We start from the raw sequence: 22,738 nt of genomic DNA, 5'->3' as shown, positions 1-22,738 counted from the left end.
CACAATTACCAACCAGACTGTCTATTTCTATACTCCTTTAGAGAGTCCTTAGACTGTCTTATTGCAGCAATAACTCGATTCTTCCCAGCCAATAATCTCACTTGATAACAAGACTCTCTGCGCAGTAATTGCCTAATAGGTGCACTCCAGCTTTTTTGAATGCTTTGCTTTATGGCCGCATTAGCATCAGGAGATGTTTGCATCAGCTGTTGAGCGAATATGGTTGCTGCAGCCATAGGTTCAACCTCGACGGCGGTGAGTAAATTGTAAGATAATGCCGCTTCAGCTGTTAGGATATCAGCAGTCATTGTTAACTTAAGCGCTTGATCTCTAGGCATTAGCTCTCTCAGCCCGACAAAACCCGCCATATCAGGTACCAGACCCCAACGCGCCTCCATTATCGACAACTTACAAGAAGGAGATGCAATTCTAAAATCAGCACCTAACGCAATTTGCATCCCGCCGCCATAACAGACCCCTTCCAATACTGCGATAACAGGTACAGGTAATCGTCGCCAACCTATTGATACCCGCTGCGCCAAATTGGCATTACCAGGAAGCCATTTAAACAATAGCTTTATAGCATCGAAGGGGGATTTACTGACACTTTTTACGTCGAGACCTGAGCAAAAGCTACCGCCCTCACCAAATAAGATAACGGCCCTTAGTGATTTGTCCTTTCTGAGTTGAGTTATGCAGGCGTCTATCTGCTTAAAAAGCTCATAATTCAAAGCATTATACTTTTCTGGGCGATTCAGAGATACGTACGCAATATTATCTTCTTTTCGTATCGAGACTAATTTATTGCTCATTTTCAAATCCTTTTACTCACTACTGGTCAGTCCAGATTGCAAGTTAACACGTTTGGCATAAATCGTTAATACCTATAACATGGCGTTGTTTTTTGACTATCGTCAATAAAATGTCATACAGTGCGACTTTCTATCATTGTCAGGATAGAGGATAATTATCGGTGCGAGATCTGTGTATTGCTTCATTTATGACATTGATGTGATCCGATTAGGAAACTAATTCAATTGCAATATTAGCGTGATAAAAGCAAAATAGTAACGCTGTGATTTTATATTAAATCAATTAAATTCATACAGATAGACACAAGTAAACTTACAGTTAGCTTTTAAAAATAACAAAAAATAGTTAACTTGAGCACGAACATTAGGATATAAGAACAATAATGCCCTTTCCTGTACTAATATGTGACGACTCTGCGCTCGCAAGAAAGCAGATGGCACGGACACTTCCAAAAGAGTGGGACGTAGAGCTCACCTATGCCGCAAATGGTGCGGAGGGGATCGATGCGATCCGTGAAGGTAAAGGCGAGATTGTTTTTTTAGACTTAAATATGCCTGTCATGGATGGATATGAAGTCCTTGAAGCGATCCAAAGAGAAGATCTTCCAGCGCTCGTCATTGTGGTTTCTGGTGATATCCAAATAAAAGCTCACGAACGGGTCAAAGTACTTGGAGCACTCGACTTCATTCAAAAGCCAGTAAGTGTTGACGCAATCAGTCACATCTTGCAAGAGTACGGCATTTTAGAACTCGCGATTGGTACTGGGCAAACTGAAAACCCTATGGTTGAGGTTGACCTACGTGATGCTTGCCAAGAAGTCGCTAACGTCGCAATGGGACGAGCCGCAGACTTGTTATCAAAACTACTCGATGTTTTCGTGTTACTGCCTATTCCTAACGTTAATGTGCTCGAAGTCAGTGAACTGACAATGACGCTAAAAGCGACAGAGGAAAACGGTACTGTCTCCGCACTTTGCCAAGGCTTTATCGGTGCAGGTATAGCAGGTGAAGCTTTACTGCTATTTCACGACTCCTCGTTCCAAGATATGGCCAAGCTGATGAAGCTTGAAAACCCAGAAGATGAAACCACTGAGTTAGAAGTCATGATGGACACCGGCAATGTGCTTATCGGTGCCTTTCTCAATGGGATCTCAGAGCAGCTGCACATGAAATTCAGCCAAAGCCACCCCGTGGTATTAGGCCGACATTGCACCGCCAATGAACTCATCCATGAGAACTCTGATAAATGGCAACGCACCCTAGCAATGGAAATTAACTATCAAATTGAAGATCATGATATTCAATGTGATTTACTGCTGCTATTTACTGAAGACTCATTGCCAACGCTTAATTATAAGCTCGGCTACTTGCTAGATTAAGATGGATCATAAGATGGCAGACGATCAAAGCGCGATGAACGAGCTACACTGGCTGATTGATATGGTACAAACCATTGAAGTTGGATTAGTGGTACTCGATAAGGATTACAACATCCAACTGTGGAATGGTTTCATGGAAAACCACAGTGGCGTCTCACCCAATTCGATTAAAGGTAAAAATCTGTTTGAGCAATTTGAGTACCTACCCTCAAAATGGCTTAAGCACAAAATGGAGTCAGTATTTCAGCTAAAAAATCGCGCCTTTATTAGCTGGGAACAACGTCCATTTGTTTTTCAGTTCAAAAACTATCGTCCGATTACCGGTCGTGCTGACTTCATGTACCAAAATGTCACTTTGCTACCGCTTTCATCGCTGACAGGTGAAGTCACTCACTTGAGTATGATTGTCTACGATGTTACTGATGTCGCCATTAACAAGTTGCAGCTGAAAGCCGTTAATGAAAGCCTTGAGGTTTTAAGTCAAATCGATGGCTTAACTCAGCTTTACAACCGACGTCATTGGCAGCTTTGCATGCAAAAAGAGTTCGACCGCAATAGTCGCTACGGCGATGAGACGACCTTGGTAATGATCGATATTGATAACTTTAAGGTGATAAACGACACCTACGGCCATCAGGCGGGCGATAAAGTGATTCAAAACGTCTCGCACCTAATCAATAAATCATTGCGAGAAACAGACTGTGCAGGCCGCTATGGTGGCGAAGAGTTTGGCGTTGTCCTTGCCAATACACCTGCCGCTAACGCACTGTTTTTTGCAGAACGATTGCGGAAAAAAGTCGAGCAATCAGAAACCGTGTTTGACGAACAGATCATTAAAGTCACTATCAGTATTGGGATATGCGATATCCAACCAGAAATACTGAGCAGTGAAGCGTGGCTTTCTTTAGCCGATCAAGCCTTATATCGAGCCAAAGAATCGGGCCGAAACTCCTGTGCGATCCATCAACACAAAAACAGTTAGCCACTTGATTGGCATTAGATAGCAAAATGCCCATCAATGATGGGCATTTTTGATTCGAATCTGGTTAGCAGTGATGCTTAATCCAGTTCGTCTTCCTCTTCATCACGGACTTCACCGTCTTCATCAATGAAGTAAGTACCCCAGCCGTCATAATCCACTTTTTGCTTATTAGCCAACAGTAGTAGTTTTTCACAAGCAGTGTCGAGTAACTCAACCTCAAGCTTGTGAGATGCAACTGCATCGAAGCAGATAATCACCGAACCATCTTCCAGTTCCATCTCTTCTGCATCATTCACCTCAAAACCTAATTTGAAGGCGTCTACAGCTGCTTTTTCTAAGCGATCAAAATTGGTCGATGAGAAGTGATGCTCAATGGTGTAATCAGCATCTGGCAATGAACCGTCAGCAAGGATCGCTTCTACGATTTCACGGTTCTCAGCTTTTTGTTCGTTTAACAGGCGTTCTATAGACATCAGTTGCTCCTCAAAAATTTCGCGAAGATTATACCGCTTTAGTCATTAATGCAGAAGCTTCTTGATTCAACTGTGACAACTTTTCCGACATCAAAGTATGAATACGTTTCGAAAGCTCTTTCACTTGTGTCTTATCAAACCCTTTGGTTTCGATAGGCTCCATCATTTCAATAATAACCACGCCATTATTCCAGCGGTTTAGTTTGATATGACCTTGGTTGGATGCCAACACAGGTACCATAGGCACTCCAGCCGCAATAGCAGTGTAAAAAGCACCCGCTTTAAAAGGTAGAAGCCCCTTGCCACGAGAGCGGGTTCCTTCGGGGAAAATCCAAACTGATAAACATTTGTCTTTGATTTTTCTTGCCGTCGCAGCCATGGTATCAAACGCTTTACTGCGATTTTTACGGTCAATCAATATGTTACCTGACAACCAGTAAATTTGGCCAAACAGCGGCATCCAAGCAAGGCTTTTCTTACCTAAGCTGACAGTACCTTTAGGTACAGCTGCCGTATGAGTAAACATATCGAAATTATTTTGATGATTAGCAAGGAAAACACAAGGCTCTTCACTTTCGCCTTTAGAGTTGCGAACAATGACCTTAATGCCGAGTACAGGCGCCGCCCAAGAAAAAATCTTAGCAAACATATGCACATTGTCACGGTGACGTGGTCGTAAAACGCAAGCTAAGCCACCGATAATAAAGGCTAAAACTAACATAACAGCTAAGATCAAACATCTAAGGATTAACAGCACTACAATCTCCCGCGATTTAATTGGCGCCAGTATAGCCAGCAAGTTCTGGCGACTCAATGTTTAGTTTACACATGTAGCCTGAACAAAGCCTATACAATGACGTACTCTTGTTACTTTAGCGCACGCAACTTAAGCGAACTTTAATCTAGCGCACATATTAAACATCGCGAATTCTAGCCTATAACCCACCCTTTCAAGGTCAGACCTCAGCTACGGTAACTTTCGGCCTACTCGAAAAATGCAGAATAAGTCTAAAGCCGATTGCACTTACCGCTAAGGTTGCAACGATTGCTGCGCCACTAGGCAGGTCAAATGTCGCTGATAGAACTAAGCCGGCAATATAACCAAATAGACCCACGAGGTATGCCCAACCAATCTTAAATCGTCCAGCATAATGATTAACCGCAAGAGCCGGAAGAATCAAAGAGCTAAAGACCAAATACACGCCAACAAGCTCGACTGAAAGGGTTATTACAATCGCAAAAATCAGGTAGAAAGCACGACCAGAAAGGATCTGAGGTTTAATCAGCAGCAAGCATAAAATCGCCGCATATAATATAGCTGGTAGCACCAACTGACTCCAACTGACCCAAAGGATCTGCCCCGACATCAGTTGTTTTAGCATCTCAGCCCCATGAGGGTCATTCGATAGCAGCAACATAGCAGCAACGGCAGCTAGTACGTAGAAGCAGCCAATAATAGCTTCGAGTTCATCAGCCATTCTCTTAGATAGCCAAGCGATGAAAGTGGCGCCAGCAATTGCGAACAGAGCAGGCATCCAGATATGAGAAAAAGGCAGCGCCTCAATATCGTGATTCATATGGCCCACAATAGCGCCTAAGGCTGCGACTTGGGCAATGGCAAGATCGATAAAAATAATGCCACGCTTTAACACTTGCTGCCCAAGTACAACATGGGTGGATAAAACTAACATTCCGGCGACGAAAGCAGGCAGTAAAATTGATAATAGGTCCAGATCAAACATCAGCATTAACTCTGGTTAGGTGATCAAATTGCAGCTGAGTATTAACAACAATACTCAGCTGCAGCGGGCTCATAGAAAACTATTGAGCGGCTAACAACAGATCGATTGCACTATCGTACAAGCTAAACAGATCAACACTATCATCATTACCACCCACAGACATTGGCAATACGATAACAGGCAGATCAGCACGTTCCCCTAGCCAGTCAGCACCGCGTTCACTTTGATATGAAGCGATGATAATAGCTAAAATATCGCCCTGCTTAGCACGATTTAACAAACCTGCTAGATGAGAGCTACTGGGCGGAATACCTGGTTTTGGCTCAAGATCGGCAACTTGTTCCAAGCCTAACCAGTTATACAAGTACTTAAAGCTTGAGTGATAAGCAATAACCTTCTTACCCTGTAATGGTTTAGCTTTCTCTTCCCAACGAGGAATAGCTTGGTTCCAACGTTCACTAAAACTAGCAAAGTTAGCTTTATACTCAGCAGCAGAATCTGCATCAATTTGAGCTAGCTTCTGTGTTAGTGCTTCTGCAACGCCCAGCAAACGTCTTGGGTCGAACTGCAGATGTGGGTTACCTTTAGCGTGAACATCTCCCATTGAACGGTCGACAGAACTCATCTGATCGAGAGTGTCAATTTGCTCAGCAGCAAAGAATAACCCTTGATCAGTTGAGCGTACTTTGGCGTTGGCCGATTTCATCTGTAGCATTGGCAGCCAGCCAATCTCTAAATCAGCTCCTGCACACACCGCTAAATCAGCTTGACGCATTTTTGCGATCAGGCTAGGTCTTGCCTGCACCTGATGAGGATCTTGCATCGCCGTTGTGGCCGAATAGATCCGCGCATCTGGAGCGAGCTCCTTTGCTAACGCCGCATACTCAGGCTCACAAGCAAAAATATTAAGCCCTGCGACAGCAGTGTTTGCCGTTCCCAATGCTAACGTTAATGTGAGGGCTTTTAGTCCTCCAGTTAAAAACTGCTTAGAATTGATGCGCACCGTGAGCCCCCAGAGTCATAACATATTGAAGAGTAATAACGTTATCATCTTCTATACCTTCAAAGTTAGTACCTTGTTGGTTGGTATACTGCAAACGTACCGTTGAGAAATGACTGTGATGCCATGCTAAGCTGACCTCAGTTTCTTTCAGTTTTTGCGCGTCAAAATGGTCATCATGCATCAATTGAGTATCTACCTGACCATAACGTACACCTGCTGACCACTTAGGCGAGAACTGATAGACACCGCTTAGGTACCAACCATCTTGGTAATCTTTACCTTCATCACCATGAGCATCATGTTCATCATGCTCTTCTTCTAATGGTTTAAAATCAGTCACTCTAAAGTATTCCCCACTTAGAGTAAGGTGCTGATATTTGTAGTTACCATTAGGTGCCCATTTGTAGACAAAATCTGCCACATAGGTGTTTTCACCGGTGTACTGTGCGCTATGACTATGATCATGCTCTTCTTGAACGGCGACATGATCATCGTGATCATCATGTTCTTCAGCTGTCATACGGCCATTTTCATTACGTAAATAGCTTAAACCCGCCTGCCATGAACCGTTAACACCTGCATCGCCACCAATCTTAGTGAATGCGGTATAAACACCAATGGTTTTATAATCTCGTTCACCATGCTCATCCTCGGCTTGCATGCTGTCGCCTTTAAAAGCCTCAGCTCCCATAGTCCAATATAGGTCCGTCGGTGCGACATAACTCACCCGCAGACCGTCATCAAAATAATGGCTACCTAGGAAGGCGCGGTACGCTGCTGGTCTGTCTGAGAATGCATCAGTATGTACATGTTGGTTATTCAAGTAGCCAATGTCTGATAAGAAACGACCCGCTCTCATCGAAAGGCCATAAGGCATTGCCATTGTTTGAATGAACGCTTCTTCAAGGCCTAGCTCAGTCTCACCATCATGCACCTCAATGACTGCGGTAAGCTTACCGTAGAACATATCATCGATATTGGCACTCATCGCAACTTCAGTGTGACCGAGGCCAAAACCTTCAGCCCGCTCGCTCATAGGGCGTTCAGTGTTTTGATAGTAACCATCTAAAACTGCACTTATTGCAGGGTTAGTTAAGCTTGAATCTTCCGCATAAGCGTTGATTGAAAAAAGCGCACATGCAGCAGCTACACCAGTTAGGCGCATAGTAGAAATAGTCATTTTGTCTCCGAAATACAGCTAAGCAAAGTCTTCCCAATAGGAATACTTAATTTAATTTTTTAGTTATTTGTTTTGAATTACTAGACTGTAAAAGGAGGAGCGCGGCTATTGAAGAAATTCACATGACGTGAATTAAAAACAGGTAGGATGTACTCTTGGCTCTCAATAAACTGGCGTTCTACCGCAATATGTAATTCAAAGCTAGGTAGCAGCTTATTGACATGGTGTTGGTGATAACACAGAGTACAATGGTTTTGAGCGCCATCATCCAAATGACTCAGATCATGAGCGGACGCTGCAAATGACAGGCACAAGAATACGGCAATAAGCCCTATTGCGAGTTTCTGCTTTACGCTACTCAGTTGAATCAAAGTGTTAACCTTGTTTATTATAAAACCCGCCAATTCTATTAACTTCAAGGTTGAAGTCAAGCCTTCAGGAACATAAAACGTTACAAAGTGTTTGTGATGTATATCACTAAAACTTGAATGAAAATTAATACTGTCTTAAGCTCATACAGCTAATATGACTGCTATAAAATGCATTCATAGTGATATGAAACAAGAGTTTATTTATTAATAAGGCGCAAATACTATGCTTGAACTTCTTCGCTCAAACTTAAAATTTCTTATTTTGACGTCGCTATTTTTTATTGTGGTACTTGGCGGAATTTATTACGTCGAAGCTGCACTTGAAGCACAAGTGCAAGTTATCGACTAATTCACTGCCAACATATTGATGAGTTAGCACTCGAATCAGATCTAGTGCTAACCCTATCGCTAATTAAAACTGCCGATAACAACTAACGATACTTCTGCCGCTCTTCGCTGTTATCTTTTTGCTCCGGCCTTTCGGTGACCTTCATATGATCCATCATATGACTCACAAGCAGTAACATCACCGCAAATATCGCTACCGGAATACAGATATTGCGAACACTTTCGTCGAAATACCCCCATACGATTGCCATAAATCCAATATAGAAACCTGCCATTTTTACTCGCGCCATGGGTGCACTTTTTCCTAACCATGCGTCACAAAGTGGACATTGGATCTCTCCACTCAAGCCTTTTCCCCTTTGGTTGACTATTTTATCGATTGCGAAAGACTTAGAACAATGTGCACATATCAAAGTGATTTCTCTCTATCATCAGTTAAATTAGTTACATGGCTAATAGCGCCAATTAAGGGCAAGTGTGAGCCAAAAATTGGCGACTAATTCTACCAGATTTGACACTCTATCAGGGCTTTATTTTGCTCGTAATTGTTAGCTAGTCACCTGAACTAATTCATAATGGCAATTCAGTCGCTTCTATTAGCAATAAAACCTATTGGTCTAAAAATTATCAATACCTCTGAATTGACTACCTATTTAAAATAATTGGTATAATATTATTACTTTAGGGAACTAACGGACGTTTACAGATGCAAAGACTGCTGATCCAACTGATCTTTATCAGCTTATGCTTTTTCTCCTCCATCATATCTGCAAATGATGAGCCGCTCATAACAGAGCTCAACAAAATCCAAAGCGCCATTGATAGCGATGCCAAGGTACTTACAGGGACTAAAGGCGAGATAAAGTCATTTCTTGAATATCGCATTAGCCGCAATGCCACTTTACTGCATGAAAAGCTCAAAGAGCAGATTGAAAGAACCGCGCCTAATTTGGAGCTGTTAAAGCCCTATATTGTTAAGCAGCTGGCCTTTACTAACTTAGTTGAAGACTATTTTAACGATCAAAAGAAAACGTTAATGGGTCAAGTTGGAGCCGACAATGACCGAAAGATCATGCTGCAGCTAGTTCACATACAGCGGGAGCAAGACAAGCTATATACAGCAGAGAAGGAGTTAATCGACTGGGCAAATATGGCTGGCGTTGATGTTAAGGATAAGAATCAACAGTTCATTAGCGCACTCATCACTAGAGCAGACGATCTCGACAGCTTTGTTCATTATAATCAATCACGACTGGCACAAGCCGTTGCAGATGTAACCATCGCAGGTAAAGATGTCAGCAGTGATCAAACGACCTTAGTCGTTGAGCTTAAAGAGCGCCTTGATCAAAGCTCCTCTAGCTTGTCTATAGCAATCGGCTTGCTCGATCAACTAGGCCAAGACACTGCGATGTACAAACAAACCCTATTTAGTATCTCAGGTGATATTACTCAGGATGTACTTAACTTCGATGTGGCAAGCAGCTTGCTTAGTGAATGGATGTCGATTGCCAAAACCCAAGCGTTGGAAAATGGCGCGAGTATCATCTTCAAACTGATCATTTTTAGTTTAATTCTATTTCTATCAAGTTTGGTTGGAAAAATTGTTAAGCGTGTCGTTCAAAAAACAGTAAGTAACTCTAAGCTTAAATTTAGTTATCTACTGCAAGACTTTTTTGTCTCCATGGTGGGGAAAGTGGTCTTTGCATTAGGCTTATTGATCGGCTTATCACAGCTTGGCTTCGAGCTCGCTCCCTTACTGGCAGGTTTTGGTATTGCTGGTGTAATTATTGGTTTTGCACTACAAGATACCTTGTCTAACTTTGCTTCAGGTATGATGATTTTGATCTACCGTCCTTTCGATGTCGACGACCTCATTAACGCTGCAGGTGTTACAGGACGCGTCAGCCATATGAGCTTAGTGTCTACCACCATTAAAACCTTAGATAACCAACGACTCATCGTTCCAAACAACAAGATTTGGGGCGACACGATTAATAACATCACTGTTGAGCATCAACGTCGTGTCGATTTAACTTTTGGCATTGGTTATGGCGACAACATCGAGCATGCCGAAAAAGTTTTAACAGAAATTATAATGGCGCATCCGAAAGTGCTTAAAGATCCAGAGCCGATGGTTAAATTGCATGTCTTAGGTGAATCTTCTGTCGACTTTATCGTCCGTCCTTGGGTAAGACCAATCGACTACTGGGATGTTTATTGGGATATTACCCGTGAAGTTAAAATGCGCTTTGATGCTGAAGGAATTAGCATTCCGTTCCCGCAACGCGATGTGCATATCTACCAGACCACCTAAAATTCATTTTTAGTAAAAGCCCCACCAGCAAGTGCTGATGGGGCTTTTTTATTACGAGTCGATTTTAGGCTAAGCCAATGATCTCATCATCAGCATCGATATCGACAGTCAAATAACCGGGTTTAATACCAAGTCCAGGCATGGTCATCACTTTACCTACTAGCACTGTAATGAAACCAGCACCCGCGTTCAGTCTTAACTCATTAATCGGCAATTCAAAGTTACGCGGCACTCCCTTCACATTCGCATCATGGCTAATCGACATGGGTGTTTTAGCAATACAAAGCGGCAACTCACTGTAACCGTGCTTATGTAACCAAGCTAGCTGCAACTTTGCCTTGTCTGACAGAGAAACACTGGCTGCGCCGTAACCAACCTCAGCCAAGGTCATCAATTTAGACTCTAACGTATCGACTGTTTCATATAAGTAGTTGAACTCGGACTCTATTTTTATTGCGGCATGTACCACTTTTGCCAACTCAGTAGCCCCTTGAGCGCCATTAGCGAAGCCATCACTTATCGCACAGCCAAATGCTTTGCTCCTTGCCACTTGTGCCTTTAACCAATCAAGCTCCGCTGTCGTATCTGTTGGGAAACGGTTAATCGCCACCACAACGGGCGCGCCGTATTGATGCACATTATCGATATGCCACTGCAGATTGGCAAAACCAGCCTCTAAGCGTGCCATGTCCGGTTGATCAATGGCTATATTAGATTCGATACCGCTATTAGCTTTCAGTGCTCTTAGTGTAACAACCACTACGGCGGCCGATGGCTTGTAACCTGATTCTCTTACCTTAATATTACTGAATTTCTCAAAGCCCATATCAGAACCAAACCCAGCTTCGGTAACCACTACATCGGCCAATTTCGCAGCGATATTATCAGCGATAATCGACGAGTTTCCGTGAGCGATATTGGCAAATGGACCAGCATGTATAAAGCAAGGATCACCCGATAATGTTTGCATTAACGTTGGCTCAATGGCATCACGCATGATCACCGTCATCGCTCCCGCAACACCGATATCTTCAGCCGTGATCGGATTAGCATCAGTATCGAGTGCTAATACCAAGCGGCCAATTCTTTGCCTAAGATCTTTCACATCTTGGCTAAGTGCCAGAATCGCCATCAGCTCAGATGCCGCTGTAATGTCAAAGCCAGAGCTATGCACCGGGCCGTTTACCGCACCAAACCCAACCTCAATTTGCCTTAAGCTACGCTCGTTATGATCAACAACTCTGCGCCATAGGATATTGTCAGCATCAATGTTGACAGCGTTAAGGCCTGACTCTTTTTTGAAAGCTGTGGCGCCTAATCTTGTTTCATGAAACAACCGAGCATCAATCGCCGCAGCCGCAAGATTATGAGCGCTACTCACCGCATGAATGTCGCCGGTCAAATGTAGATTCAACTCCTCCATCGGCACCACTTGAGCGTAGCCGCCCCCCGCAGCACCACCTTTGATCCCAAATACAGGTCCCATGCTTGGCTGGCGGATACAAGCGCAAGCTTTAACTCCAATAGCATTCATCGCCTGAGTTAAACCGATAGTCGTCACCGTCTTGCCTTCACCATGAGGTGTTGGTGTCACTGCTGTAACAATCACTAATTTGGCATCAGGCTTATCTGCTAGGCGCTTAGCAACAGATAACGAGACCTTGGCCTTATTCTTACCGTGCAAAGAGAGTTCGGATTCGACAATTCCGAGTTGGCTAGCAATGTCTGCGATAGGCTTGCAAACATGTTCACGAGAAATGTTTATATCTGAAAGCATTGGTATGTATCCACTTTTTTATTTGTTGTAGGGTAGACTAACGGATGCAATATAGTGGATCTGAAACGGCGGTAAAATAGTAAAATGTTGCTATTTTAGCTTTTCGTAATCTACATCAATAAAATAGACAGGAATAGGTCATGCAAAGCAGTGAATTTCAGCTATCACAATTTATCGCGGGATTTTGGCGACTCGCCGACTGGCAGCTAACAGCTCAACAACATTTAGCGATTATTGAGCGCTATATTGAGCTCGGCGTGTACAGTATGGACCATGCTGATATTTATGGCGGCTACCAATGTGAAGCCCTATTTGGTAATGCCTTAGCTTTGCAACCAAGCTTAAGAGAAAGCATACAAATCATCAGTAAATGCGGCATACAGCTGGTTACAGATAAAACTCCAGAGACTTATCTCAACCATTACGATACCAGTCGCCAACACATCATTAAAAGCGCTGAAACATCACTGCAAAAGCTGCAAACCTATCATTTAGATCTTCTATTGATCCACCGCCCCGATCCATTGATGAATGCTGATGAAGTAGCTTCAGCTTTCGACATTCTGCACCAACAGGGCAAAGTACGTCACTTTGGAGTATCAAATTTTAGCCCGCAACAATTTGACCTATTACAGTCACGCATGTCGCAAAAGCTAGTGTGCAACCAAGTTGAAATATCACCAACAAACATGACCACCTTGCACGACGGTACTTTAGATTACTGCCAACAACATAATTTGGCGCCTATGGCTTGGTCTTGCTTGGGCGGGGGGAATATATTTGAGGCTAACGATCCACAATCTCTAAGACTACGTGCAGTACTTGAAACCATTGCAGATGAAGTCAATGCACAGAACATCAGCCAAGTGATTTATGCTTGGGTGCTAGCTCTCCCGAGTAAGCCTCATCCAATCATTGGCAGTGGTAATATTAGCCGAATTGAGTCAGCGGTTAGGTCCGTTCAGATTACACTAACACGGCAACAGTGGTTTAGCATTTGGCAAGCATCTACCGGCCACGGTGTGCCATAATATCGGCAGGTTTTAGATACAAAAAAAGGCGCAATTACGCGCCTTTTTATATGTATACTGCTTACAAGAAGCTAATTTCACCCGTTAGGTGTGGGCGGCGACCTTTTTGATCTCTTAATTCAAAAACTAAACTATCTTGCTGTTTCTCAGCTGAAAAACTAACATTTCCAGGCATAAACAAAGGTAGCTTAAATGCGACATCGATCTTGCACGGCTTATTGACGATCTCTGGCATAACTTGTGCGATACAACGACCTTTAGACCACATTCCGTGGGCCAACACTCGGTCAAAACCGAAACGTTTCGACAATACAGGGTGCAGATGAATAAGGTTATAGTCACCCGATGCTTTAGCGTAACGGCGACCTAAATCTTCAGTTAGACTCCACGCTTCAGGCGCATCCCAATTCATATCACTCGCTTTGGGTGGACGCACGCGTTTGGTTTTACCTTCGATACGGTAAAGATAAGTCGACAGTGATTCCCAAACTAGCTCGCCAGCAACAAAGGCTTTTGATACTAATTCAAACTCCAGACCTGAATCTGTCATCTGACTGGTCGTTAACGAACATTCAATATCATAGTTTTCTGTCACACTTGTAGCGCGATGCAGAGTAATGCTGTTCTTTAAGTGGATCATTCCAAGCAAAGGAAAGGTAATCGCTTCGTGAGTAAAAATCATCGCATGTAGTCTAAATGCCATCACATACAAATATGTAGGCGGTAAGGTTTGACCATCAAACTCAAAACCACATACTTTGGCATACTGCTCGACCTTATCTGCAGCTAATGCCACATTGGGACTGCTCACTTTTATCATCGGCAGCGGCTGTTCATCCCACCCTGGTTTACGCCCAAAAAATATCTTTCGATAAAGCGAAAACAGCGATGGCATAGCCTTTAAATCAATACAGTATTCTTTACTCAAACTAATCAAACCTTACATTAGAACGCAGACAAAAATAAAACGAGCGGCGGATTATACCCTAAAATGCTCGAAGCCGATAATCCACATTAGAACAGCTTTAAATACAACTGCTTTGCCAACAGTTTTTACTGCTTACTCCGTAAGGCGCTAGATAGGTCTGCACGCTTTTTATACCCACTAAATGCCCTGCTCCAACGACCACAAATAAAGGTTGTTTTGTGGTCGCCGAATTCATCAGCTCGATCAGTTTACTCGCCATGCCCTTATTGCGACCCCATAACATCCGTTCCACCATCTCTGTATTACCATCACGTAGCATTTCGCCTTCCATCAAGTCGGCCAGTTCAGCTTCATCACCACTGCGCCATGCCGAAATCAGCTCCAACATATCGGAATCGGGTGCCTCTATTGCTTCACGTACCATTTCCCACTGTGTATCAGGACTAAAAGAGGACAACAGTTCAAACTGAAACTCAGTGCTTTCTAGCTCATAAATAGGCCGATGACCCGCTTGCTCCACTAAAACAGAATCAACACCATAAACAGCGCTATAACCTAAGGCTGTATAGCGTCCTATACTTAACTGCATCGATTGCAACCAAGGTGCATAGCGACTTAAAGATGCGCATAAGCTGGCTTTATCTTGACAATAATCGGCTAAAACCCGTTTAGTCTTATCATCTATCGGCAGCGGTTCAGCACCGTACTGTTGTAAAAGAGCTGGAACATTGGCACCACGAACATCAGCCTCAACGACTAACGCTTTTGATTGCAAAAATGCTTGCTCGATTTGGTCTGCAAAAGGGTAAAAATCAGCCTTACCAATGTGGATCGAGCCCAAAAGATATGCTGTTTTACCTTGATAATCGATTTGGTAAAACGGTGGTTTATCGGCAGGTGCAGCGTTAACAAACGTTGCCAACAATAGACTAGAGACACTCACTAACGACAATAAAGTTTTCTTGATACTTGTTGCCAACATACTTGCCCCTTATAATTCAGCAAATTTTAAAATGAGAGGCTGTTATGCCACACACACAGGTTACCGAGCAATTAAAAGCCAGTTTGCAAACCGCATACCGCCAAGCTATCGATGCAGATAGCAGACTTGATGAGCTTAAAAAAGCGGGTCACGTTAAGTTTGATACTATCTTTACCAAGGACGAGGGCTTTTCTACTACCAGCAATCGCTTTCAACCTTATGTACAAGAACTCGCTGCAGAGATGGAAGCCATGACTCAAAACACTGAGACGATGGCGCAAGCGCTTGAAGGTTATGTGCGTAAGCTTGGCCTATTATTGCAAACTATGCAGGCTTTTAAATCTAACGCCAAATAATTAAACAACAAGATCAGTCCATTAATGGCATAGCAGCCAACCTTAGCGCATTGAGGTCATCGGTTGCTACTAATTTGTTAATGGATTGATTTTTGTCATCTAAATGTCATTCTAGCGTCATATAATTTTCTTCCTCTTAGATACTAAGTATTAGATATTAGGTAGACGACATGACCGCCATTGATCTCAAAAATGAACTCGCTAAAATAATCGAGCGAGAAAAAATCAACGCGGTTTTTCAGCCTATCTGTAATATCTCAACTTACCAAATTCATGGTTTTGAAGCACTGAGCCGCGGTCCAGAACACAGCCCACTATATTCTCCTGTACCGCTATTCAAAACCGCAGCCTATGAAGGTCGTTTGTCTGAGCTTGAGAGCTTATGCCGCCGGATATCTATCCAACAATTTAAAAATAGCGCGCTGCCCGGTAAGCTGTTTATCAATATATCTCCTAAAGCACTACTCGACCCCAATCACGCTAAAGGGCTGACGTTAAGCCTAGTGCAGGATTTAGGGCTTCATCCTTCACAAGTAGTTATCGAATTGTCAGAGCAATACCCTGCGGATGATATCGATCTGCTGAAGTCTTGTTTGAATCACTATCGCAGCCAAGGTTTCTTGACCGCTATCGATGATTTAGGCGCAGGGTACTCAGGCTTAAGACTATGGTCAGAGCTAGCACCTGATTATGTAAAAATTGATAGACACTTTATTGATTCAATTGACTCATCGCCTGTTAAACAGGAGTTCGTTCGCTCTATCGTGGATCTTTGTCAGAACTTAAGTTGCAAAGTTATCGCCGAAGGGATTGAGACTGAAAAAGAGCTCGCGGTATTAAAACAGCTCGGCATTATTTATTGCCAGGGCTATTTACTTGGCCGTCCTGAAACATCACCAAAAACAAGCATTCCGCGTCAAGCCAATATTGAACCCATTACTCATCACATTAGGTTCGCAGACTCAGCAGAAAGCCTGAGTTGTAGCGCGGTAACCTGTGACTCAGGAACTAAACTGAAACTTATCGGCGAACAGTTTAACCAACAGCCGGCCTTACGGGCGATAGTTGTAATGGATAAGCATAAAGTGATCGGCCTCATTGCACGTTCGCACGTCATCGAGCTTTTCAGTACCCCTTATGGTCGCTCGCTACACGAACATCAAGCTGTTGATAATATTCTCGACAGCAATGTCATTCAAATAGAGGCCCACCAACCTTTATCTCAGGTGAGTCAGCGGCTAACGTCAGAATCAACAGGGCTTGTCGCACAGCAATTTATTGTCTTAAAGCAAGGGCGATTATTGGGTATTGGCCATACCAAAGATCTGTTAACACAAATCACTGAGCAAAAAATCACTGTCGCACGTCATGCAAATCCGTTAACAGGCTTACCGGGAAACATCCCTATTCAGCAGGAGTTACAACGATTAAGACAACAGAAAAAAACCTTTTATTTGGCGTACTTCGACCTATCGTATTTTAAGCCTTACAACGATATCTATGGCTTCAGCCGTGGTGATGAAGTCATCATGGAGGTGTCTCGATTATTACTGCGCCAGCAAAACAGCGACAACTTTGTCGGTCATGTTGGAGGAGATGATTTTGTAATAATAAGTACCTGTGATGATATTCAGCAGCAAGCACTCAGCATCATTGACGAATTTGAAGCAGTAAAATCACTGTTTTATTCAGATAAACACTGGATAGAGCAACGCATGTTGGCGGAAGATAGAAAGGGGATTACCTGTTATCACGGCTTAATTGCATTAACGGCAGGATTATTACCACCATTCATCACTACAAACTGCAATGAACATCAGTTGTCCGTCTATAGTGCCCAAGCAAAAAAACAGGCTAAGCAAGCCAGCAGCTCATTTAGCCTATTTCAGTTAAACCAAGAAAAAATTGCTTAACATTTAGATACTAAAGATGATTGACGCTAATCAAATCTTAGGTGCAACAGTATCTTTTAACCAAGATTTCAATAGCTCATTCTCGTAACGATTTGGCCTGCTATTGGTCTTGTTAATTGAATACATAAAATTCAGGTCAGTCAGCTTCTCATCGCCCGCGATGATCACTTGCTCGCCTTCAGTGATTTTGTAGCTAAAGGTAATACGCGGTGGATAAAGATCTTTAACCACTCTCAAATCATTGGTCGTCGCCCCAAATGTAGGTCTCACATCACCGGCTAAATCGAGATCTGTTACCACCATTTCCAGCTTTTGATTTGGCTTTAGAATTTTAGCTGCTTCTTTATTGAGGTTTTTAGTCAGCTCCTTAAAAGTTCGAGCTTCAAAGCGAGATTGAATATCACCGCTGGCTTTAACATCGCGAAAGCTTTTAGGGTCTTGCCACTCAACTTTAACAATACCATCTTCAGTAATCGGGTTTTCTACCGCTTCATCTGTTGCCATTGCCGATGTGGTTACCACTGAACCTGATAACATTAATCCTGCAACGAGTAAGTATTTTAAATTCATATATTGGCTCCACAGTTAAACAAAAGGTTTGTTCTATTTCACAAGTATAAGTGCCTTTAGCTGAATCACAGCTTAATATGAAACGTCTAATATTCAGCCAGCTTTATATTAGTAGACCACACTATATATCGATTTGTTGCATCAATCTGTATCAGTTCACGATTAGGCAAATTTTGGATAATACCTGTTTGCATTCTCAAGCTTAAATATTATCCTGTCAGCAACAGCCCATAATCTATATCAATTGGATATTTTTTCATGCAAAAGTTTGCTCCAATCATTTTAGTGGTCATCATTTTTTCGGCTCTCGCCTTGGCTATCGTCAGTATCAATGAGTCAGAGCAAAGCTCATCTTATGAGACTTGGTCCTCTTTCGTATATAAGAGTGGCTATAACTCGGGAGGATACGACAAAAAAGATAACTTTGATGATTACCCTAGCTGTAAGGCATTTTCTCAGCAGCAATCTAAACAGCTGAATGATGCAACTTGGGAGTGCGGTCTTAATTGTAGTTTTGATTCAATGCGCCAGGGATTTCATTGTGAAACAATGACTAACGAATAACAATGTTAATAGAATTGGTATTCCGCAATCTCTAACCGTAACAATTCTCAGTTACTCAACAAAAACACATGAACATGTAAGTATTTGTTTAAAATCATATTTACCAACCAAAAGTATTAAGCCACCCTCTGCTCACTTTTCGTTCAGCTTTGGTACATGAAGTATTCGATAACATACGTATCAAGCAAACGCATCCCCAGAGGAAAACCTCTTAGCTAAGTCGCAATATGCACAGGTTAAGAGAAAGCAGTTCCTATACTGGTCACTAATTAATACTTGGAGTCAAATATGAACTACTCAAACATTACAAAACTACCGTTTTCTGGTCGTCTAGCATTTATCGCTGCAATACTTTTCTCATTCAGCTTCATTGGCCAAGCGAGTGCCAATGACTTTACTCCAGCTGAACAAGCTGCAGTCGACGGACACTTTGAAATCCTAGCAGAGCAACAAGCTCAATCAGACCAAGAGCTAGAGAGTAAACTTCAAGCAGAGTTTGACGAGCAGGTAAGTGACTCAGAAGAAGAGTTTATGGAGCTAACATGCGAAGCACATGGTTATGACTTCGATAGCGAAGTTAGCGCTTGTACCGACTAAGTATCACGATACAAAAAAACGAGGCCTTGCCTCGTTTTTTTGTCTATTACTACCGTCTTAAAACGGAAAAGCTGCACTCAATAATGGATAAGTAGCCTTGAGCTGTTTTTTCTTATGAGAGAATTTCTTACCTGCTGGTGATGCCTGGCCTGATGGCACATAGGGAAGTTCATCATCGGCGCGTTCTTCATAAATCTGACCGGCGATCAAATCATATTCATCTAAAAATGGGTAAGCATAACCATCTTTCTCTGGCCACTGCGTCAAATTACCCAGTTCATCGGGTGACTCTACAACTTTGTCGTACCAATCCTTACCTAAAGATATCAAAAAACACCTAAATTCGGCAAAAGCGTACTCAGAATCACAACCAGTGATGATGTAAGCTGCGCCCCAAACAGCCCAAGAATAACTGCGGCGCATCTGCTGACCGAAGATTTTATCAAAATCACGCAACTCTTCATTACTTAAAAGTGCCAACTTCTGTTTCAATACTTCAGCTAAATCGGTTTGATTTTGCGAGGGAGAAGTTCGGCTAACCAGTTCCCAAAACTGTGACTCTGTCATTGTGCTCTCTAAAAATGCGGTGGCTATAGCGCTATTCTAGCGTACTCCTCGATAAAAGAGTTAGCTCTGCCATTAAAACTACAAGGATCCCCACTAGACTCAATGCGTTGATTTTTTTACACTCACAGGGGTCTACACATAACCGCTCTATACAACTAAGTTAGGAAGCCAATGAAGAAGCCTCACCCCATGCTGGCAGTGTTAATGTTTATCTATGTCCTGCTAGCTTTTGCCGCTCTATGGCGCACCGCGACAACCCAATCCTATGACCTGTTCACTTTAGGCGTTTTCCCAGTGCTATACGGGCTTATAATGCGCCGCTATTGGGCTGCTGTAGTACTCAAAATATATTTGGTAATTCAGACTGTAGCACTATTAGCATTAGCCACTGCAGCCGTTATTGCTTACCAAATTACTCCAGAAGATGTAAAAGTGATTTTTCAAGGGCGTGATATTCCTATTAGCGCGATAGTTATCTCAGCATTGGTTGCTATGAGCTTCCAATATTGGATTGCCTTTAGCCAGAAGACGAAAGATTATTTAAAACAAGCAGAATAAGTTTCAATTTAACAAGGATTACTGTCGCATTATAATGCGACGGATAGCCAAAATGGCCAACAAATTGCTGCAAAAACAACCATAAAAGATCAATAGCCCCTAATAATAACGATAAGTGGTAAAGCTAAATATGAGCGATTTACAACCCAGTGAACTGTCGATACTGCTCGTTGAGCCTTCTGATACTCAGCGAAAAATCATTGCAAACCGATTAGAGCAAGAGGGTGTCAAACAGATCCAAACTGCTACAAATCTTCAGCAGGCACTGGATATAATTAAACGCCACCAGCCGGATCTCATTGCCAGCGCAATGCACTTTGAAGATGGTACAGCCCTAGAGCTGCTAAAAACGCTCAAGTCGACAGAGCAATTTAGTGATATTCAGTTCATGTTAGTCTCTAGCGAGTGCCGCAGAGAGCAACTAGAAAGCTATCGGCAATCTGGTGTTGTGGCCATTCTGCCAAAGCCATTTACGTCGAGCCATCTAGGTAAAGCACTCAACGCAACGATTGACCTACTTAGCCACGACGAATTAGATCTGACGCATTTCGATGTACAAGATCTACGAGTCCTGGTGGTCGATGACAGTAAAATGGCAAGAAATGTCATTAAGCGCACCATCACCAACCTGGGTTTACGCATGATTACCGAAGCGCAAGATGGCCAAGAAGCGATTGAGATCATGCAGCAGCAGATGTTTGACCTGGTGATTACCGATTACAATATGCCCAGTGTTGATGGCTTAGCACTGACGCAATTTATTCGTAACGATAGCGAGCAATCTCACATTCCTATTCTAATGGTGTCATCTGAAGCTAATGACACCCACCTAAGTAACGTGTCACAAGCTGGAGTGAATGCACTTTGTGATAAGCCATTTGAGCCTCAAGTGGTCAAACAAATCCTGTTTCAACTGCTCGAAGAGTAGAAAAATTGAGAAATCGTTCCTATTTTTGACTTTAAAGGCCATTTCATAGGCTTAAAGCGCTTTTCAAATGCAAAAGCTTGTGGCATGTTAGATAGCGCTACTAACAAATAAATCTACGGAAAGAAGAGACGATTCAAATGAATAAGACTGAACTTGTTGCAAAAATGGCTGAATCTGCGGAATTAACGAAAGCTGAAGCCGCACGTGCATTAAAATCTTTTGAAGAAACTGTTGCAGAAGCGATGAAGAATGGAGAGAAAATCTCTATTGTTGGTTTTGGCTCTTTTGAAACTTCAGAGCGTGCAGCTCGCACAGGTCGTAACCCACAGACTGGTAAAGAGATCCAGATCCCAGCGGCTACAGTACCTAAGTTTAAAGCGGGTAAAACGCTTAAAGATAGCGTTAACTAATCACAATCTCTGTGATTAATATAAAACCTCCTCTAAGGAGGTTTTTTTATGCCTGCAGAAACCTAACTACCGCTTCAATATTGCACTAAACCAGTGCCCTCTGCCCTAGATTGACACAAAAGAGATATGTAGCACCGCATAACAATAGCTAAAGCAATGTTTTATAACATTAAATTTTCTGGCTTGGTCCTTGCTATATCTTCTATGACAAAAATGATAATTCTAGGGGAAGAGAATGAACAAGCTATTAATAGGAACTGCATTTATTACCACGACGGCATTACTGAGTATCTCAGCGCATGCTGCAGTCGAAGCAAATATTGGTGCAACATCTAACTATTTGTGGCGCGGTATTACCCAGACAGATGATGCTGTCGCGGTTCAAGGCGGGATTGATTACAGCCATGATGCGGGCTTCTATGCCGGAACTTGGGCTTCTAATGTCGACTTTGGCAATGAGACCAGTTATGAAGTTGATTTTTATGCTGGATTTGCTGGCAGTATTGGCGATGAGTTTGGTTATGACATTAGTTATCTTTATTACGCATACCCAGATGCTAATGACAGTATTGATTTTGGTGAAGTGACGCTAGCTGCCAGCTGGAAATGGATTGAGGTCAGCTATGCGCATGTGGTTAATGCCGGCAACGATGTCACTGGCGACGCTACACTCGATGAAAAAGATATGGGCTACCTGCAAACAACCTTAACTTTTCCACTCTCAGAAAGCTTAACCATTGCTGCCCATTACGGTTACTCAACGGGTGATGTGGTTAGCGCCTGGTATGGCACCGATAACTATGCCGACTACTCACTTGCGCTCAGCAAGGATACGGACTTTGGCACCGTTTCTTTCGTCGTTAGCGATACCGATCTTGAAGAAGATGATGCAAAATTTCTGCTCGGTTACAGCTACAGCTTCGATCTCTAATCGCTAAATTAACTATAAGCAA

The 22,738-nt window shown here is 42.7% G+C and carries 26 protein-coding genes; 13 read left to right on the top strand and 13 right to left on the bottom strand.

The genetic code is table 11. The features are described from left to right. Positions 1-5: 5 nt before the first annotated feature. Complete coding sequence (locus tag K5R16_RS07560; RefSeq protein WP_220736920.1) at positions 6-812, bottom strand: crotonase/enoyl-CoA hydratase family protein; 807 nt, start codon at positions 810-812, stop codon at positions 6-8. Positions 813-1,195: 383 nt separating this feature from the next. Here K5R16_RS07560 and K5R16_RS07555 point away from each other — a divergent pair, with 383 nt between their 5' ends. Next, on the top strand, positions 1,196-2,191 hold the full coding sequence (locus K5R16_RS07555; protein WP_020910767.1) for a response regulator: 996 nt from the start codon (positions 1,196-1,198) through the stop codon (positions 2,189-2,191). 13 nt (positions 2,192-2,204) lie between these two features. Continuing rightward, the gene (locus K5R16_RS07550; RefSeq protein ID WP_220736919.1) at positions 2,205-3,173 is read left to right on the top strand and encodes a sensor domain-containing diguanylate cyclase; all 969 of its coding nucleotides are present in this window, start codon (positions 2,205-2,207) and stop codon (positions 3,171-3,173) included. 77 nt (positions 3,174-3,250) lie between these two features. On the opposite strand, the gene rraB is transcribed toward K5R16_RS07550, so the two are convergent. The 6 genes from rraB to K5R16_RS07520 all read right to left on the bottom strand — a co-directional run bounded on the left by rraB (position 3,251) and on the right by K5R16_RS07520 (position 7,942). Next, positions 3,251-3,646, bottom strand: a complete 396-nt coding sequence (rraB, locus tag K5R16_RS07545; protein ID WP_220736917.1) for a ribonuclease E inhibitor RraB — start codon at positions 3,644-3,646, stop codon at positions 3,251-3,253. Positions 3,647-3,674: 28 nt separating this feature from the next. Then, on the bottom strand, positions 3,675-4,403 hold the full coding sequence (locus K5R16_RS07540; protein ID WP_220736916.1) for a 1-acylglycerol-3-phosphate O-acyltransferase: 729 nt from the start codon (positions 4,401-4,403) through the stop codon (positions 3,675-3,677). Positions 4,404-4,602: 199 nt separating this feature from the next. After that, positions 4,603-5,388, bottom strand: a complete 786-nt coding sequence (locus tag K5R16_RS07535) for a metal ABC transporter permease (protein WP_220736915.1) — start codon at positions 5,386-5,388, stop codon at positions 4,603-4,605. A gap of 79 nt (positions 5,389-5,467) precedes the next feature. Then, a complete protein-coding gene (locus tag K5R16_RS07530; RefSeq protein ID WP_220736914.1) occupies positions 5,468-6,391 on the bottom strand; it encodes a metal ABC transporter solute-binding protein, Zn/Mn family in 924 nt (307 codons plus the stop codon). Continuing rightward, positions 6,375-7,571 (bottom strand): hypothetical protein, encoded by a 1,197-nt coding sequence (locus K5R16_RS07525; RefSeq protein WP_220736913.1) that lies wholly within the window; start codon positions 7,569-7,571, stop codon positions 6,375-6,377. The genes K5R16_RS07530 and K5R16_RS07525 overlap by 17 nt, the downstream gene beginning before the upstream one ends. Positions 7,572-7,651: 80 nt before the next feature. Then, positions 7,652-7,942 carry an ABC-type zinc uptake system zinc chaperone gene (locus K5R16_RS07520; RefSeq protein WP_259649795.1) on the bottom strand — a complete coding sequence of 97 codons (291 nt, stop codon included), beginning with the start codon at positions 7,940-7,942 and terminating at the stop codon, positions 7,652-7,654. 223 nt (positions 7,943-8,165) lie between these two features. On the opposite strand from K5R16_RS07520, the gene K5R16_RS22475 reads away from it, so the two are divergent. Then, positions 8,166-8,291 (top strand): hypothetical protein, encoded by a 126-nt coding sequence (locus K5R16_RS22475; RefSeq protein ID WP_020910759.1) that lies wholly within the window; start codon positions 8,166-8,168, stop codon positions 8,289-8,291. An 82-nt stretch (positions 8,292-8,373) separates the two neighbouring features. Here K5R16_RS22475 and K5R16_RS07515 read toward each other — a convergent pair whose 3' ends face one another. Further along, positions 8,374-8,637: a hypothetical protein gene (locus tag K5R16_RS07515; RefSeq protein ID WP_308440803.1), complete on the bottom strand. Its 264-nt coding sequence runs from the start codon at positions 8,635-8,637 to the stop codon at positions 8,374-8,376. 359 nt (positions 8,638-8,996) lie between these two features. Between K5R16_RS07515 and K5R16_RS07510 the strand changes: the two genes are divergently transcribed. Continuing rightward, the gene (locus K5R16_RS07510) at positions 8,997-10,604 is read left to right on the top strand and encodes a mechanosensitive ion channel family protein (RefSeq protein ID WP_220736911.1); all 1,608 of its coding nucleotides are present in this window, start codon (positions 8,997-8,999) and stop codon (positions 10,602-10,604) included. Between the two features lie 64 nt (positions 10,605-10,668). Here the strand turns inward: K5R16_RS07510 and K5R16_RS07505 are convergent, their stop codons facing one another. Next, complete coding sequence (locus K5R16_RS07505; RefSeq protein WP_220736910.1) at positions 10,669-12,381, bottom strand: formate--tetrahydrofolate ligase; 1,713 nt, start codon at positions 12,379-12,381, stop codon at positions 10,669-10,671. 140 nt (positions 12,382-12,521) lie between these two features. On the opposite strand from K5R16_RS07505, the gene K5R16_RS07500 reads away from it, so the two are divergent. Then, a complete protein-coding gene (locus K5R16_RS07500) occupies positions 12,522-13,412 on the top strand; it encodes an aldo/keto reductase family oxidoreductase (RefSeq protein WP_220736909.1) in 891 nt (296 codons plus the stop codon). Positions 13,413-13,473: 61 nt separating this feature from the next. Here K5R16_RS07500 and K5R16_RS07495 read toward each other — a convergent pair whose 3' ends face one another. Both K5R16_RS07495 and K5R16_RS07490 read right to left on the bottom strand, forming a co-directional pair. Beyond that, complete coding sequence (locus tag K5R16_RS07495; RefSeq protein WP_220736948.1) at positions 13,474-14,307, bottom strand: MaoC/PaaZ C-terminal domain-containing protein; 834 nt, start codon at positions 14,305-14,307, stop codon at positions 13,474-13,476. Between the two features lie 130 nt (positions 14,308-14,437). Then, on the bottom strand, positions 14,438-15,322 hold the full coding sequence (locus K5R16_RS07490; RefSeq protein ID WP_220736908.1) for a TraB/GumN family protein: 885 nt from the start codon (positions 15,320-15,322) through the stop codon (positions 14,438-14,440). Positions 15,323-15,366: 44 nt separating this feature from the next. On the opposite strand from K5R16_RS07490, the gene K5R16_RS07485 reads away from it, so the two are divergent. Together K5R16_RS07485 and K5R16_RS07480 are read left to right on the top strand one after the other, a co-directional pair. Next, complete coding sequence (locus K5R16_RS07485; RefSeq protein WP_220736906.1) at positions 15,367-15,678, top strand: prephenate dehydrogenase; 312 nt, start codon at positions 15,367-15,369, stop codon at positions 15,676-15,678. Between the two features lie 170 nt (positions 15,679-15,848). Then, on the top strand, positions 15,849-17,591 hold the full coding sequence (locus K5R16_RS07480; protein ID WP_220736905.1) for a GGDEF domain-containing protein: 1,743 nt from the start codon (positions 15,849-15,851) through the stop codon (positions 17,589-17,591). Between the two features lie 30 nt (positions 17,592-17,621). Here K5R16_RS07480 and K5R16_RS07475 read toward each other — a convergent pair whose 3' ends face one another. Continuing rightward, on the bottom strand, positions 17,622-18,161 hold the full coding sequence (locus K5R16_RS07475; protein WP_220736904.1) for a DUF3016 domain-containing protein: 540 nt from the start codon (positions 18,159-18,161) through the stop codon (positions 17,622-17,624). A gap of 258 nt (positions 18,162-18,419) precedes the next feature. Here K5R16_RS07475 and K5R16_RS07470 point away from each other — a divergent pair, with 258 nt between their 5' ends. Together K5R16_RS07470 and K5R16_RS07465 are read left to right on the top strand one after the other, a co-directional pair. Continuing rightward, positions 18,420-18,725: a hypothetical protein gene (locus K5R16_RS07470; protein WP_220736903.1), complete on the top strand. Its 306-nt coding sequence runs from the start codon at positions 18,420-18,422 to the stop codon at positions 18,723-18,725. Between the two features lie 288 nt (positions 18,726-19,013). Then, a complete protein-coding gene (locus K5R16_RS07465; RefSeq protein ID WP_220736902.1) occupies positions 19,014-19,322 on the top strand; it encodes a hypothetical protein in 309 nt (102 codons plus the stop codon). Positions 19,323-19,379: 57 nt separating this feature from the next. Here the strand turns inward: K5R16_RS07465 and K5R16_RS07460 are convergent, their stop codons facing one another. Continuing rightward, positions 19,380-19,889, bottom strand: a complete 510-nt coding sequence (locus tag K5R16_RS07460; RefSeq protein ID WP_220736901.1) for a DUF4240 domain-containing protein — start codon at positions 19,887-19,889, stop codon at positions 19,380-19,382. 171 nt (positions 19,890-20,060) lie between these two features. Between K5R16_RS07460 and K5R16_RS07455 the strand changes: the two genes are divergently transcribed. The 4 genes from K5R16_RS07455 to K5R16_RS07440 all read left to right on the top strand — a co-directional run bounded on the left by K5R16_RS07455 (position 20,061) and on the right by K5R16_RS07440 (position 22,716). Next, positions 20,061-20,447, top strand: coding sequence for a hypothetical protein (locus K5R16_RS07455; RefSeq protein ID WP_220736900.1), 387 nt, complete (start codon positions 20,061-20,063; stop codon positions 20,445-20,447). Positions 20,448-20,577: 130 nt separating this feature from the next. After that, positions 20,578-21,375 carry a response regulator gene (locus tag K5R16_RS07450; protein ID WP_220736899.1) on the top strand — a complete coding sequence of 266 codons (798 nt, stop codon included), beginning with the start codon at positions 20,578-20,580 and terminating at the stop codon, positions 21,373-21,375. 137 nt (positions 21,376-21,512) lie between these two features. Then, on the top strand, positions 21,513-21,785 hold the full coding sequence (locus K5R16_RS07445; protein WP_020910742.1) for an HU family DNA-binding protein: 273 nt from the start codon (positions 21,513-21,515) through the stop codon (positions 21,783-21,785). 235 nt (positions 21,786-22,020) lie between these two features. Next, positions 22,021-22,716 (top strand): TorF family putative porin, encoded by a 696-nt coding sequence (locus K5R16_RS07440; RefSeq protein ID WP_220736898.1) that lies wholly within the window; start codon positions 22,021-22,023, stop codon positions 22,714-22,716. Positions 22,717-22,738 lie beyond the last annotated feature (22 nt).

The organism is Shewanella sp. c952, assembly GCF_019654975.1.
Lineage (GTDB): Bacteria > Pseudomonadota > Gammaproteobacteria > Enterobacterales > Shewanellaceae > Shewanella.
Note: the sequence above shows the minus strand (reverse complement) of the source record. Positions and strands in the feature narration are given on the sequence as shown.

Excerpts from the sequence above, each read along its gene's own strand:
- K5R16_RS07560 (WP_220736920.1), bottom strand. The coding sequence starts at position 812 with ATGAGCAATAAATTAGTCTCGATACGAAAAGAAGATAATATTGCGTAC.
- K5R16_RS07555 (WP_020910767.1), top strand. The coding sequence starts at position 1,196 with ATGCCCTTTCCTGTACTAATATGTGACGACTCTGCGCTCGCAAGAAAG.
- K5R16_RS07550 (WP_220736919.1), top strand. The coding sequence starts at position 2,205 with ATGGCAGACGATCAAAGCGCGATGAACGAGCTACACTGGCTGATTGAT.
- rraB (WP_220736917.1), bottom strand. The coding sequence starts at position 3,646 with ATGTCTATAGAACGCCTGTTAAACGAACAAAAAGCTGAGAACCGTGAA.
- K5R16_RS07535 (WP_220736915.1), bottom strand. The coding sequence starts at position 5,388 with ATGTTTGATCTGGACCTATTATCAATTTTACTGCCTGCTTTCGTCGCC.
- K5R16_RS07525 (WP_220736913.1), bottom strand. The coding sequence starts at position 7,571 with ATGACTATTTCTACTATGCGCCTAACTGGTGTAGCTGCTGCATGTGCG.
- K5R16_RS22475 (WP_020910759.1), top strand. The coding sequence starts at position 8,166 with ATGCTTGAACTTCTTCGCTCAAACTTAAAATTTCTTATTTTGACGTCG.
- K5R16_RS07510 (WP_220736911.1), top strand. The coding sequence starts at position 8,997 with ATGCAAAGACTGCTGATCCAACTGATCTTTATCAGCTTATGCTTTTTC.
- K5R16_RS07505 (WP_220736910.1), bottom strand. The coding sequence starts at position 12,381 with ATGCTTTCAGATATAAACATTTCTCGTGAACATGTTTGCAAGCCTATC.
- K5R16_RS07500 (WP_220736909.1), top strand. The coding sequence starts at position 12,522 with ATGCAAAGCAGTGAATTTCAGCTATCACAATTTATCGCGGGATTTTGG.
- K5R16_RS07495 (WP_220736948.1), bottom strand. The coding sequence starts at position 14,307 with ATGCCATCGCTGTTTTCGCTTTATCGAAAGATATTTTTTGGGCGTAAA.
- K5R16_RS07490 (WP_220736908.1), bottom strand. The coding sequence starts at position 15,322 with ATGTTGGCAACAAGTATCAAGAAAACTTTATTGTCGTTAGTGAGTGTC.
- K5R16_RS07485 (WP_220736906.1), top strand. The coding sequence starts at position 15,367 with ATGCCACACACACAGGTTACCGAGCAATTAAAAGCCAGTTTGCAAACC.
- K5R16_RS07480 (WP_220736905.1), top strand. The coding sequence starts at position 15,849 with ATGACCGCCATTGATCTCAAAAATGAACTCGCTAAAATAATCGAGCGA.
- K5R16_RS07475 (WP_220736904.1), bottom strand. The coding sequence starts at position 18,161 with ATGAATTTAAAATACTTACTCGTTGCAGGATTAATGTTATCAGGTTCA.
- K5R16_RS07470 (WP_220736903.1), top strand. The coding sequence starts at position 18,420 with ATGCAAAAGTTTGCTCCAATCATTTTAGTGGTCATCATTTTTTCGGCT.
- K5R16_RS07465 (WP_220736902.1), top strand. The coding sequence starts at position 19,014 with ATGAACTACTCAAACATTACAAAACTACCGTTTTCTGGTCGTCTAGCA.
- K5R16_RS07460 (WP_220736901.1), bottom strand. The coding sequence starts at position 19,889 with ATGACAGAGTCACAGTTTTGGGAACTGGTTAGCCGAACTTCTCCCTCG.
- K5R16_RS07455 (WP_220736900.1), top strand. The coding sequence starts at position 20,061 with ATGAAGAAGCCTCACCCCATGCTGGCAGTGTTAATGTTTATCTATGTC.
- K5R16_RS07450 (WP_220736899.1), top strand. The coding sequence starts at position 20,578 with ATGAGCGATTTACAACCCAGTGAACTGTCGATACTGCTCGTTGAGCCT.
- K5R16_RS07445 (WP_020910742.1), top strand. The coding sequence starts at position 21,513 with ATGAATAAGACTGAACTTGTTGCAAAAATGGCTGAATCTGCGGAATTA.
- K5R16_RS07440 (WP_220736898.1), top strand. The coding sequence starts at position 22,021 with ATGAACAAGCTATTAATAGGAACTGCATTTATTACCACGACGGCATTA.